Below are 12,666 nucleotides of genomic sequence, written 5' to 3' on the forward strand. Positions count from 1 at the left end.
GCCTAGCCTCCCAGTGAGTGAATGCGGTTTTCGGGCGACTCGATCTGCAGGATCTTGATGCCGTAGTAGCCGTCCACTACCACCACCTCGCCGCGGGCAAAAGGACGGTCGTTGATCTTCAGCACCACCGGATCATCGGCGGCCCGGTCCAGTTCCAGCACCGACCCGGGGACCATCTCCAGGATCTCCTTTAGGGGCCACTTGGCCGAGCCGAAACTGACCGTTACGGGCAGGTCGATGTCGAGGATGCGTTGGATGTTTTCGCTGTGACGGTTGTCGCTGCTCATGGTTCTTCCCTCCTCTTCAACTCATCTGCAGGGCCCGATGACCGTTGGACAGGACCACCTGACCTTTAAACTTGGGAGCGCCGTTGACGACCAGGTCGACCGGAGCGTCGACGCGGTGGTCGAGGCGGAGGATGTCGTCTTTCTGCATCTCCAGGAGTTGGGCCACGCTGATCTGCGTGCCCCGGGCTTGGGCGCTGAGATCGGTGGGCATCTGCGCCATCAGTTCATGGATGCGCATGCGGGCGTGTTCGGGGTTCTGCCCGCTGCGGGCATGGGTCTGCATCTCCATCTTGTGCTTGAACTTGAGCAGCATCAGTCCGGGAATGCCCCAGAAGATCTGGCCCTCGGTCTCGCCCGCCCGCATCAGCATGATGATGGAGATCATGTTTTCGCCGTGAGAGTAGAGCTGGAGAAACCCGGGACGGGTCTCGCGCGACTCGATTTCCATGTCGAAGTGCATGACCCGCGACCAGGATTCGCGGAACTCCTGGCAGAAGACCGTCACCATCGATTCCATGACCGACTGATCCAGCTCGGTGATGGAGCGTTTGATCTTGGGAACCGATCCGTTTCCGCCCATGAGCACGTCGACCATGGCGTGAACCAGCTTGGATTCAAGGCACAGCGCCACGTTGAGCCCCATGGGTTCGAGGCGCAGGGACCAGATGGAAGAAGGCTCTGGCAATCCCTGTATGAATTCGCGGTAGGAGAGCTGGTCCATACCCTCCACCTTGAGGCCGACCTGAGCCCGCAGGGCGGCGGCCAGGGTGGAGACGCCGTTTTGGGCGAAGGAATCGAGCACCACGTTGAGAGTGTTCTCCAGCTCTGTGCCCAGGCCCTGCGGTTTGAGGATGGGAAAGACGTTGCGGCTGACCGAAATGGTCCCCCGCGAAGAAGTCTCTTCGCTTCCCCTCTGAGGCGATGCCGAAGCCGCTGGCTCCTGAGCGGCCTCGGACTCCGCTTCCCGGGCGGCCTTGGGCGCCTCTTTGGACGCCTTCTTCTTCTTGGCGCCTTTCTCGGAGCCCAGCAGCGCGCTGATTTCGTCTTGGCTGAGGATCTGATCGCTCATGATGACCTCTCGGGATTACCTTTTGAAAGCTTTCTGCATGCGGGCCCTCAAGCGCAGCATGGCCCGGGTGTGCAACTGGGAAATCCGAGACTCGTTGACGCCCAGGATCTTTCCGATTTCCTTCATGGTCAGTTCCTCGTCGTAGTAGAGGGCGATGACCAGTTGCTCGCGCTCGGGGAGTTTCTTGATGAACTGGGTCAACATCTGGCGGATCTCGCTCTTCAGGCACATCTCGAAGGGCGACTCCTCTTCATCGGCGGCCGGCACATAGCGCAGCGGCACGTCCTCGGAATCGCCCTTGTCCCCGGCCTCGTCGGCGATCTGGAAATGACCGATGTTGAGTCCTTTGAGCTGATCGATCAGGGCGTGGAAGTCTTCCAGGTTGAGGTCGAGTTCCTCGGCGATTTCTTCATCTTCGGCAGAGCGCCCCAGGCGCTGTTCGACGCGGGCGTAGGCTTCTTCCACCTCCTTGCTGCGTTTGCGCAGGGAGCGGGGGGCCCAGTCGAGATCGCGCAGACTGTCGAGGATGGCTCCCCGGATGCGCACCTCGGCATAGGTCTTGAACTTGACGCCCTTGCTTTCGTCGAACTTCTCGTAGGCGTCCAGCAGTCCGATGACGCCGGCGCTGATCAAGTCGTCCAGTTGCACGTCGGGCGGCAGCTTGGCCGCGATTCGTTGGGCGATGTACTTGATCTGCGGAAGGTGTTTGAGCACGACCTCGTCGCGCTTTTCCTCCGCCGTCTTCGACTCTTGATAGGCTTTCACTTTGAGGGCATTGCCTGCCGTTGCCATTGACCTGTCTCCCATATTCCTGCTAGTTGCTCTGATGAATCGCTATGCTTTGGCTGAGTTGTTGCGCAATGCGGTCCAGACAGCGTCCGGCCGCGCTTTGGGGGCTGGTAACCATGAGCGGGACCTGCTGCACGATGGCTTCGTGGACGTTTTCGTCCTTGAGCACGTAGCCCAGCAATTGCAGGCGCCGGCCTAGAAAGCGGTCGGCCACTCGGGAAAGCTGTCCGAAGACCTCTTCGGCTTCGTCCTCGTCTTCGGCCGAGTTGACGACGACCAGCATCTCCTTGTCCCGGTTGCTTTTGTTGAAGACCTTGATGAGGGCGTAAGCGTCCACGATGGCGGTGGGCTCGGGAACCAGCACCACGATGACACGGCGCGAGAAATGAAGCAGTCCCAGCACGTTGGTGGAGATGCCGGCCGCGGTGTCGATGAGTACGTAGTCGTAGTCCTCGACCAACCGGTTGAGCTGATCCAGGATGTGTCCCCGGCGTGTCTCGCCCAGTTCGCTCATCTCTTGAATCCCCGAACTGGCGGGGATGACGTCCACGCCTTCCGGCCCCTGCAAGACGATGGAGCGAAGCGGCACGATGCCTTCCACCACGTGTCCCAGGTGGTATCCGGGAGTCAGTCCCAGAAAGACGTCTACGTTGGCCAGCCCGAAGTCGGCGTCCAGGATGGCTACCCGGTAGCCCTGACGGCTGAGCGAAATGGCCAGGTTGACCGACAGATTGGTCTTGCCCACCCCTCCCTTGCCGCTGGTGACGGCCAGCACTTGGCAATGCCGTCCATCGAAGGTCGGTAACGGGCCCCTGCTCTGCACGATTTGTCGAAGAGCTGCAGCTTGATCAGGCATTAAAGGTCTTGTCCTCTGCTAGTCCGGAATCACGAGTTCCGAAACGAATTGGGGGGTGGGAACCTGAATGTCGTCAGGAACCGCTTGCCCGTTGGTCAGGTATGAGAGCGGCATTCCGCTCAAGATCACTTCGCCGGCGATGGATCCGTAGGTGGAGGTCTCGTCCAGCTTGGTGAAAACCAGCTTGTCGGGGGCGTATTCCCCGAAAGCTTCGATGATTTCGCGAAGGTCGTCGGACTTGGTGGTGATGCTCAGCACCAAGTGCTTCTCGATGTCGCTTCGGCGGCGCAAGAAAGAACTCAAGGCCGCCATGTCCTCGGCCTGTTTGTGAGAATGCCCGGTGGTGTCGATGAAAACGCAATCGCGTCGCGCCGAGGCCTCCTGGATGGCCCGATCCAGCTCCTCGATGCCTGAAACCACGCGGATGGGGACGCCGATGATGTCGGCATAAGTCCTCAGTTGTTCGGCGGCGGCGATCCGATAGGTGTCCAGCGTGATCAACTCCACCCGCTTCTGCTCGCCCAGGGCAAAGACCGCCGCCAGCTTGGCGATGGTAGTGGTCTTGCCGACGCCGGTCGGACCCACGAAGATGGCCGTCCGCGTCTTCTCGAAGTCGATGGGCGCGGTCTGCACCATGCGCCGCACAGCCTGGCGGAGATAGGGCCGCAAGGGAGCTTCTGACTTCCCTTCACGGGAGCGCTCGCGCAGAGCAAAGCGCAGCAGCGAATGAGCCAGGTCGCGGTCGATGCCTTCCACCACCAGGCGGGCCATTTCGGCGGCGGCCTCTTCGCTCTGCTTCCACTCGGGGTTGGCTCCGGCTTTGAAATTGAGGGCGATTTCGCCGGCGGCCAGCGATTGGCGCCGGCCTACCAGGCGCTTGAGCTTTTCCAGTTCCGCGGCCAGCCGTTCAAGCTGCGGCTTGAGTTCCGGTCCGTCGCCGCCGGAGGGTCTCTTCAACGCGGCTTTCGAGTGCTGAGCGGGCCCCTTCGATGGGGCGCGTGGCGGTCCATCAGCCACCTCATAGGAATCGACGGACCGGCTCAGCCGCGAGACGCCGTTGGAAGCACCCTCGGTCGCAACCGCAGCGCCTCCGTCTTTCCGGGCCGCCTGAGCCTCGCTGGCGGCGGTGATTTCGTAGGCCACCTTGGGCATCAATCCCAGCATTCCGCGGGTTTTGGTTCGCTTGGTGCTGAGGATGACGGCGTCGCTGCCCAGATCTTTCTTGATCTGTTCCAGCGCCTTGGTCACCGAATGGTTGTGGTAGGTCTTGATCTTCATCGCTCGATCACTCCCAGGGAACTGACCCGCGCGTGGGGCGGAATCTCGTTGTGAGAAATCACCACCAGCGACGGCATCACGCGTTCAACCAGGCGTTTGAGGTGCAAACGAACCTCGGAAGACGTCAACAAGAGCGGGTAGCCGTCGAAGCTTCCCTGCTCGACGGCGGAATGGATCTTGGACACAAGTTCGCGGGCCACCTGCGGATCCAAAGCCAGGTAGCTGTCTTGCTCGGTCACCGTGACGGCCTCGGAAAAGGTGCGCTCGATCTCGGGCGAGAGGGTGAATGCCTTGAGGCGCCCCTGCCCGTCCATGTGCTGCTGACAGATGGAGCGTCCCAGGCTCTGGCGGGCGTACTCGGTGAGCAGGGAGACGTTCTTGGTCATGGGCGCGTAGTCGGCCAGCGTTTCCAGAATGGTGACCATGTCGCGGATGGAAACCCGTTCCCGCAGCAGGTTCTGCAGCACCTTCTGCACCTGCCCCACGTTGAGCACCTTGGGTATCAGCTCCTCCACCACTTTGGGATGGGTCTCGTTGACGTTGTCGATCAGCGTCTTGACCTCCTGGCGTCCCAACAGTTCGTGCAGGTGGCTCTTAACGACCTCGGTCAAGTGGGTGGCCAGCACGGTGGTGTTGTCGACTACCGTGTAGCCCGCCAATTGAGCTTTCTCGCGGTTTTCCGGCTTGATCCAGAGAGCCGGCAGTTGAAAAGTGGGCTCCTGGGTGGGCGTGCCGTCGATGCTGCCGCTGGTCTGGCCGGGGTCGATGGCCATCAGTTGCTCGGGAATCAGCTCGGCACGGGCGATCTCCACGCCCTTGAGGAGGATGCGGTATTCCTTGGGGTTGAGCTGCAGATTGTCGGTGATGTGGACGGGCGGCACGATCATTCCCAGGTCGAGGGCAATCTGGCGGCGGATCGACTTGACCCGTCCCAGGAAGTCGGCACCGCCCTTGTTGTCGACCAGTTGGATCAACTGGTAGCCCAGTTCCAACCCCAGCGGGTCGAGCCGCATCAACTGCTCCATCCGCTCCTCTTTCTTGTCCTGCTCGGCCTGGAGCTCTTCGTCCTCGGGGGTGACGGGGTGGGCCATGGTCTTCTGCTGGCGGTGGGCGTAATAGGCCACCGATCCGACGGCGCCCGACAGGATGAGGAATGAGAGGGTGGGCAGTCCGGGGACCAGGGCCAGCAGGAAAAGGGCTCCCGAAGCCATGGCTACCGGCTTGGGATTGTTGAAGAGCTGGTCGCCCACGTCCTTGCTCAGATTGGTCTGGTTGGCGGCGCGGGTGGTCATGATGCCGGCGGTGATGGAGATGAGCAGCGAAGGAATGGCCGACACCAGCCCGTCGCCGATGGTCAGAACGGTGAAGGTCTCCAGCGCCGCGCTCAGGTCCATGCCGTGCAGCCCCACGCCGATGGCGAATCCGGCCAGGATATTGATGAGAGTGATGATGATGCCGGCCACCGCGTCCCGCTGGGTGAAGCGGACGGCTCCGTCCATGGCGCCGTAGAACTCGGCTTCGGCGGCCACTTTGTCGCGGCGTTGGCGGGCTTCGCGCTCGTCGATGAGTCCGGCGTTGAGGTCGGCGTCGATGCTCATCTGCTTGCCCGGCATGGCGTCCAGGGTGAAGCGGGCCGTGACCTCTGAAATGCGCACCGCGCCGTGGTTGACCACGATGTACTGAATCGCGATCAGGACCAGGAAAATGACGACGCCCACCACGTAGTTGCCGCCCACCACGAATTGCCCGAAGGCTTCGATTACCCGTCCGGCGGCTGACGATCCCTCCGATCCATGCAGCAGGATGAGCCGCGTCGAAGCCACGTTGAGGGAGAGGCGGAAGAGGGTAAAGAGCAGCAGCAGGGTGGGAAAAACCGAGAAATTGAGGGGCGCCAGCACGTAGAGGGAAACCAGCAGAATAATGACGCTCATCGCGATGTTGAAGGCGATGAGGATGTCGAGCAGGGGCGAAGGCAGCGGGATCAGAATGACCGCGAGCATACCGATGACCGCCGCCGCCATCAGGGCGTCGGATCTCGGCTGAAGGCCTGCCAGCCTTCCAATCGGCATACCCATCGTCGCTGTTTTCATGCTGGTCTACTCGTCTGAAAAAGCCTCCTGCAAGGGCCAAGGGAGCAAGATCAGTGCCAATTCTCTTCTTTAAGCCTGTACACATATGCCAAGACCTGTGCCACGGCCTTGAAGAGGTCACCTGGAATCTCGGCTCCAACCTCGGCGGACTTGTAAAGGGCCTGGGCCAGGGGCACGTTTTCAACCTGAGGGATGTCGTGTTCGGAGGCCAGATCCTTGATCTTCTGAGCCAGGTGTCCCTGGCCTTTGGCCAGCACCAGAGGAGCCGCCATGGCCTCCATGTCGTACTTGAGGGCCACCGCGTAGTGGGAGGGGTTGGTGATCACCACGTCGGCCTCGGGGACCGAGGCCATCATGCGTTTACGGGCCATCTCGCGCTGCAGGCGGCGGATGCGTCCCTTGACCAGTGGGTTGCCTTCGGTGTTCTTCAGATCCTCCTTAACCTCCTGCTTGGTCTGCTTGAGGTCTTCCTCGAACTTGTACTTCTGGAACACAAAGTCGATCACTCCCAGCACTGCCAGGAACAGTGCCACCTTCAGCCCCAGCGCAAAGAGGAACTTGCCCATCAGCGCCACAGATCCTTCAACCCGCAGCAGCGAGAGTTTCTGAAACTCGGGCAGGTGAGCGCTTACCGAGTCGTAGCCCAACCAGGCGATGACAACGATGAGCATGACCGACTTGACCAACTGCATCAGTCCTCGTTTGGAAAAAATCTTCTGCAAACCCTGTTTCGGGTTGAGGCCGTCCAGCTTGGGCTTCAGATTATGGGAAGAAATCAGGAAGCCGCTCTGAAGTCCTTGCGAGGCGAAGCCGATAAGAAGCGTCAAGAGAACGAGGGGCGCCGCCAATTTCATGACGGTGAAGACGGCGTCCTGAAAAATGATCTCAGTCGTCAAAAGATTGACGTCGGCATTGAAGTAAGCCTTCCAGTTGCGCAGCACCACCTGCTGCATCTGAGCGAACAGGAAAGCCCCCCCTAGACCCATGAAGAGCACGGCGTTGAGGAAGACGAAGGACTGCGAAAGGTCGCGGCTGCGCGCCACCTGCCCCTTCTCGCGGGCGTCCCGCCGTTTCTTCGGTGTGGGTTTTTCTGTCTTGTCCGACTTCGCCATCTCGACCCCCATCAAGCAAATTGCCTTCCAGTCGGTTGTGCCGGGGGGGGCTGTGGAGGCGGGCGCCTCGCCGTGGACAAGGATTGAGAGTTGGGTTACATTCTTGACAACATCGCCAGTTTCTAGGACGACATCAGGAGAATCAGGCAAGGAGCGTCCGTCTCTCGGAAGTGTGGGCATTTCTTGCCTGATCAGTGAGACCGGTTTTCAAGGGAGGCACATGCTATGAACGGCCCAACCAAAGGTCCAGATCCGAATTCCCCAAAGTCTAAGAACCCTCCGGCCAAGGAGAAGCAAGAGAAGCGCAAGAGCGAAGGAGCTTCCCGCTCAGATGTTTTTCTTTTGGTTGCGGCTCTGTTGCTGATATTCGTGGTATTGATCGTCGTCCTTCTCAGCTTCTGGCCGGAAACGACCGGCACCCAACTCACCAATCAGACCGTCACCCTCTTCGGATTGCCCCTGGGAGCAGTCGGCCTGGAAGTCCGGCTCTTCGTGCTGGTGTTAGTGGCCGGCGCTCTAGGCAGCTTTATCCACGTCGCCACTTCAGCGGGAGATTACATCGGCAATCGCAAGCTATACCGGAGTTGGATCTATTGGTACATCCTGCGCCTTCCGGTGGGAGCCTCCCTGGCGCTTCTGGTTTATTTGCTGCTTCGTGGTGGAGTCATCACCGGCACGGGGGTATCGGAAGTCCCTCAGACGGCTCCCTTCGGCATCGTGGGACTTTCAGCCTTGGCCGGGATGTTTGCCAAGAAGGCCACCAACAAGCTTGGCGAGATCTTCGATATGCTCTTCCACACCGACCAGGACGATAAGCTTAAGGACAAGGTGGGCGCTCAGGCGCCGGTACTGACGGCCCTCGATCCTTCCAGCCTGAAGGTCGGCTCCACTCAGCTTGAACTCAGGATAACGGGTCAGCACTTCGGCGAGGACACCAAAGTCCTGATCGATGGTGAGGCGCGCGCCGCGGAGTACGTGAGCGATACCCAGCTCTCGCTCTCCTTGAAAAAGGAGGATGTCGCCCAGGCCGGAGTGCTGAAGGTGCAACTTGAAAATCCCAGCGTCAGAGACAAGTCAGACACCATGGAACTGAGTATCGAAGACGACACCGAGTGAGCTGCCGGCGGATGTCGCCGCAACGAAAGGAATATTCATGGCCAGCGCCGGAGAGGGGAGTTCCGCTCGGGGCAGCAGTCGCCACCTGACAATATTTCTCATTGTCATCAATGCCCTTTTAATCCTGCCCTTCGGGTACTGCGTGGTCGTTTATCCTACCCAGCCGCCGCCTGCCGCTGAACGCTTTCAGCAAGCCTTGGATGATGCCATGAGCCCCGGGGCCGGGAACGCCGCCACCGGGCTGGTAGCGCTGACTCCCGGCAATTCAAGCCTTTTCTGGGATCGCTCCGATCCTCAGGCGCTCAAAGTCCTGGTGGCTGTCTGGACCGATTACTCGGGTTATCGGGATCACTTCAAGGGGGGCTGCACGCTGCGCAGGGAAGTCTGGGTGACGCCTGTTCCTCAGATGCAAGAGGCCTGCCGCGGCTTTGGGCTCTCGGGCGCCGAACTGAATCGCCGCCTGGAAGAGTACATGGGGCTAGCCGCCGGCGGGACCTATTCGGAGGTGGTGGAGTTGTGGGTCAGCCCCGACCACGTCTTCCGCCCCTGCCCCGACGGGGAAATCGATGACGCGCAATGCAATCCCGGCCTGCCCGAGGTCCCCAGCAACCCCAGTGCGGACCAACTGGAGCACGCCCGCTGGTTTCAGAGGCAGGTTGAAAAGTACTACGGCGAGCGTCCCCTGCCCTGGACCCGTTTCGGCTACACCTACGACTGGGCCGACCCGGCAGCAAAGATCGGAGCCAGCGAATACATCATCCGCAAAGACGCCGCCGTCTTCGTTTCCTCCGTCACTCCCACCGGGGGCTATTGTTCCACTCAAACCACCCTCTCCCGCTCTCCCGCGCCCGCCGGAACGGCGTTCACCGCCCCCTGTTGACCCGCGGGACCTTGAATCGGGCAGCCTGAAGCTCGGACAATCGGGTAGGATGGCTCGCAGCCGACGAGGAGAGGAGGAGGAATGGGCGAGCCGCAAAACGACCCCATCGGTCTGGAAGGTGCAGAGGAGCGTACCGAGAGGTTGCTGCGCGAGGTGTTGCAACGCGCCATCCGCTATCTCGACTCCTTGGGGGAAAGGCCGGTATCGCCTTCTCCTCAGGCGTTGCAGAATCTGGGCCATCTGGAGGAAGCTTTCCCTGAAAGAGGACGCGATGCCCTGGAGACGCTGGGCTTGCTGGACGAATACGGAGCGCCGGCCACCATGGCCACCGCCGGGTCCCGCTACTTCGGATTCGTCAACGGCGCGGTGCTGCCGGCCGCGCTGGCCGCCTCCTGGATGAGCAGCGTCTGGGATCAGAACGCGGGCCTTCCCGTCATGTCGCCGGTGGCCGACCGCCTTCATGAAGTTGTGCGTGGATGGCTGCTCGACCTCCTTGGCCTTCCCGAAGCAGGTGAACTGTGCCTCGTCTCCGGGGCCTCCATGGCCAACACGACGGCCCTGATCGCGGCCAGAGACCGGCTTTTGGCCCAGGCCGGATGGGACGTTCAGGCCCACGGTCTGTTCGGCGCTCCGCCGCTCCAAGTGGTGGTCGGCGAACGGGTCCATTCGACCCTGCTCAAGTCGCTGGGAATGGCTGGACTGGGCCGCCAGCGGGTCATTACTGTGCCTGCAGACGAGCAAGGGAGGATGCGCGCCGATGCCCTTCCCGACCTGGAAGGCCCGGTGCTGGTCTGCGCCCAGGCCGGCGAGGTCAACACCGGAGCTTTCGATCCTTTCGCGGAGATCATCTCCTGGGCCCGGCGGCGCCAGGCCTGGGTCCACGTTGACGGGGCTTTCGGGTTATGGGCGCTGGCCGACCCCGGAATGGCCCACCTGGTTGAAGGCCTGAGGCAAGCCGACTCCTGGGTGACCGACGGGCACAAGCTGCTCAACTTGACCTACGACTGCGGCATTCTTCTGGTGCGCAGGGGAGAGGACCTGCGCCGCAGCTTCGCCGCCACGGCGGCCTACCTGCCGCCTGATCGGGGCTTCGAAGCGCTCCATCACGGCCCTCAAGGCTCCCAGCGCGCCCGCCAGATCGAAGTCTGGGCTGCCCTGCGAACTCTGGGCCGCTCGGGCGTGAAAGCGCTGGTTCGACGACAGTGCGGGAGCGCTCAAAGGCTGGCGGAAGGGTTGGCTGAGGCCGGTCTGGAAGTGCTCAACGAGGTGGTCTTCAACCAGGTTCTGGTGCGGGCCTGCAAAGACGACCAACTGACCCGCAGGCTGATTGCCGCCGTCCAGGAGGATGCCACCTGCTGGTGCGGCCCCACGGATTGGGACGGGCGTCCCGCCATGCGCATCAGCGTCAGCTCCTGGCGCACCGACCAGAAAGCCGCCCAACGCAGCCTGGCCGCCATCCTCCGCTGCGCCCGCCGAACCGGCGCCATCGCTTCCTGACAGGCCTCTGGATACGCTACGCGGCGTGTGGAGATACTTCCTCATCCAGCCGCTTCTCAAGGTCGATCTCGGCCCGCTGCAGGTCGAAGCGCGACTGAAGATTAAGCCAGAACTGGGCTTCCATGCCGAAGAACCGACCAAAGCGGAGCGCGGTGTCGGCAGTGACGGACCGCCTCCCATGCACGATCTCACTGATTCTCCGCTGAGGGACGCTGATGCTCTTGGCGAGCCGGTATTGTCAGATCCCCATGGGCCGCAGGAACTCCTCCAAAAGGATCTCGCCAGGGTGAATCGGGTCAAAGTCCCTTTTTGGCATACTGATCTCCTTCAATGATAATCGACGATTTCGACCTCGTTAGTTAGCGTCCCCGCTACGCCACACGAACGCAAGCGCATTTTAACTCAATGGGAAAACGAAATCGTTCCATGGAACCATCCCCTCAATCGTTCAAGACGTTGCTCACTGTCAGGCCTAACTGACGACACATCGACGCCAGAATCCCTTCCTCAATTCGGACATTCTTGACCGATATCGACCTAGAAACGCCTTCGAGACACAGGGCCATAGCCGGTAGAATAGCATCGATGGGAAGCAGTCCGCCTAGAGGGCGAGTTTGGTATGCTGAGGAGTTATGGAGCCGCGCTTCTGGGTTGGGGATGTGGGGGTGTATGGGGACGTGATCCTGTCGCCTATGGCCGGGTTCAGCGATCTGCCCTATCGCTCGCTGTGCCGGGAGTATGGGTCGGCGATGAGCTATACCGAGTTCGTCTCGGCGCTGGCCTATCTGGCCGGACCCAATCAGAAGACGCTGAGGATGCTGGCCTACTCGCCCCAAGAGCGTCCTATGGTGTTTCAGATCTTCGACAGCGACGAAGACCGCATCGTGGAATGCGCGCGGCGGCTGGAGGAGATGAAGCCCGACATCATCGATCTCAACATGGGCTGCTCGGTGCGCAAAGTCAGCGGACGCGGGGCGGGTGCCGCGCTGCTGCGCGAACCGCGCAAGATCGGACGCATCTTCAACCGCCTCTCCAAGACCTTGAAGGTTCCGGTCACCGGAAAAATCCGCCTGGGATGGGATGAAGACGAACTGACCTACCGCGAGGTGGTCAAAGCCATGCAGGACAACGGCGGCTCGCTGGTGGCCGTGCATGGACGCACCAAGGCCCAGGCCTACCAGGGAGAAGCCGACTGGGGAGCCATCGCCCGCATCGTCGAGGTGGCGCAAGTCCCCGTCATCGGAAATGGCGACGTGCGCACACGCGCTGACATTGAACGCATGAAAGCGCAGACCGGCTGCGCCGCCGTGATGGTGGGACGGGGAGCCATCGGACATCCCTGGATCTTCCGCCGCCTCAACCGCGATGAAGTGCCCTTCCAGGAGAAGGCCACCTTTCTGCGCAGGCATTTCGACCGCATGGCCGAGTTCTATACCGAGAAAGTGGCGCTGATTCTGGTGCGCAAGCACATTGTCCGTTATCTCAAGCAGTATTCGGGCATTAAGGACCTTTACAAGAACCTGGTCCAGGTCGAGTCGCGGCAGCAGATGGAGGACGGGCTGCAAGCCGTGGGACGGCGACTGCGGGAAAGCGGGCAAGGCCGGGTCTTTGCTGCTGGGAGCACGATTAGGCTGGCACCACCCGCCCATCGGGAACTTTGACGGGGTTGGGAGTACCATATTGAAGAACCAA

11 protein-coding genes and 1 pseudogene are annotated in these 12,666 nt (G+C 61.3%); 4 read left to right on the forward strand and 8 right to left on the reverse strand.

The annotated features are described in order from the left end of the window. Window positions 1–2: 2 nt before the first annotated feature. Genes VLU25_04395 through flhB form a run of 7 tightly spaced genes read right to left on the reverse strand, consistent with a single transcriptional unit; the run spans window position 3 to window position 7,481 of the window. Window positions 3–287, reverse strand: a complete 285-nt coding sequence (locus VLU25_04395) for a FliM/FliN family flagellar motor switch protein (GenBank protein ID HSR67158.1) — start codon at window positions 285–287, stop codon at window positions 3–5. A 16-nt stretch (window positions 288–303) separates the two neighbouring features. Beyond that, on the reverse strand, window positions 304–1,356 hold the full coding sequence (locus tag VLU25_04400; protein HSR67159.1) for a flagellar motor switch protein FliM: 1,053 nt from the start codon (window positions 1,354–1,356) through the stop codon (window positions 304–306). 15 nt (window positions 1,357–1,371) lie between these two features. Then, complete coding sequence (locus VLU25_04405) at window positions 1,372–2,148, reverse strand: FliA/WhiG family RNA polymerase sigma factor (protein ID HSR67160.1); 777 nt, start codon at window positions 2,146–2,148, stop codon at window positions 1,372–1,374. 22 nt (window positions 2,149–2,170) lie between these two features. Then, on the reverse strand, window positions 2,171–2,968 hold the full coding sequence (locus VLU25_04410) for a MinD/ParA family protein (protein HSR67161.1): 798 nt from the start codon (window positions 2,966–2,968) through the stop codon (window positions 2,171–2,173). 51 nt (window positions 2,969–3,019) lie between these two features. Beyond that, window positions 3,020–4,279: a flagellar biosynthesis protein FlhF gene (flhF, locus tag VLU25_04415; protein ID HSR67162.1), complete on the reverse strand. Its 1,260-nt coding sequence runs from the start codon at window positions 4,277–4,279 to the stop codon at window positions 3,020–3,022. After that, window positions 4,276–6,369: a flagellar biosynthesis protein FlhA gene (gene flhA / locus VLU25_04420; GenBank protein HSR67163.1), complete on the reverse strand. Its 2,094-nt coding sequence runs from the start codon at window positions 6,367–6,369 to the stop codon at window positions 4,276–4,278. The genes flhF and flhA overlap by 4 nt, the downstream gene beginning before the upstream one ends. 50 nt (window positions 6,370–6,419) lie before the next feature. After that, on the reverse strand, window positions 6,420–7,481 hold the full coding sequence (gene flhB, locus VLU25_04425; GenBank protein ID HSR67164.1) for a flagellar biosynthesis protein FlhB: 1,062 nt from the start codon (window positions 7,479–7,481) through the stop codon (window positions 6,420–6,422). Between the two features lie 357 nt (window positions 7,482–7,838). Between flhB and VLU25_04430 the strand changes: the two genes are divergently transcribed. The 3 genes from VLU25_04430 to VLU25_04440 all read left to right on the forward strand — a co-directional run bounded on the left by VLU25_04430 (window position 7,839) and on the right by VLU25_04440 (window position 10,974). Beyond that, window positions 7,839–8,597 carry an IPT/TIG domain-containing protein gene (locus tag VLU25_04430; protein HSR67165.1) on the forward strand — a complete coding sequence of 253 codons (759 nt, stop codon included), beginning with the start codon at window positions 7,839–7,841 and terminating at the stop codon, window positions 8,595–8,597. Between the two features lie 37 nt (window positions 8,598–8,634). Then, window positions 8,635–9,477 carry a hypothetical protein gene (locus VLU25_04435; protein HSR67166.1) on the forward strand — a complete coding sequence of 281 codons (843 nt, stop codon included), beginning with the start codon at window positions 8,635–8,637 and terminating at the stop codon, window positions 9,475–9,477. 81 nt (window positions 9,478–9,558) lie between these two features. Continuing rightward, window positions 9,559–10,974: a pyridoxal-dependent decarboxylase gene (locus VLU25_04440; protein HSR67167.1), complete on the forward strand. Its 1,416-nt coding sequence runs from the start codon at window positions 9,559–9,561 to the stop codon at window positions 10,972–10,974. A gap of 16 nt (window positions 10,975–10,990) precedes the next feature. Here VLU25_04440 and VLU25_04445 read toward each other — a convergent pair. Beyond that, window positions 10,991–11,290: pseudogene (locus VLU25_04445) on the reverse strand (HigA family addiction module antitoxin). 316 nt (window positions 11,291–11,606) lie between these two features. On the opposite strand from VLU25_04445, the gene dusB reads away from it, so the two are divergent. Further along, the gene (dusB, locus tag VLU25_04450) at window positions 11,607–12,635 is read left to right on the forward strand and encodes a tRNA dihydrouridine synthase DusB (GenBank protein HSR67168.1); all 1,029 of its coding nucleotides are present in this window, start codon (window positions 11,607–11,609) and stop codon (window positions 12,633–12,635) included. The last annotated feature ends 31 nt before the right edge of the window (window positions 12,636–12,666 follow it).

The organism is Acidobacteriota bacterium, from assembly GCA_035471785.1.
GTDB lineage: Bacteria > Acidobacteriota > UBA6911 > RPQK01 > DATIPO01 > JANQFM01.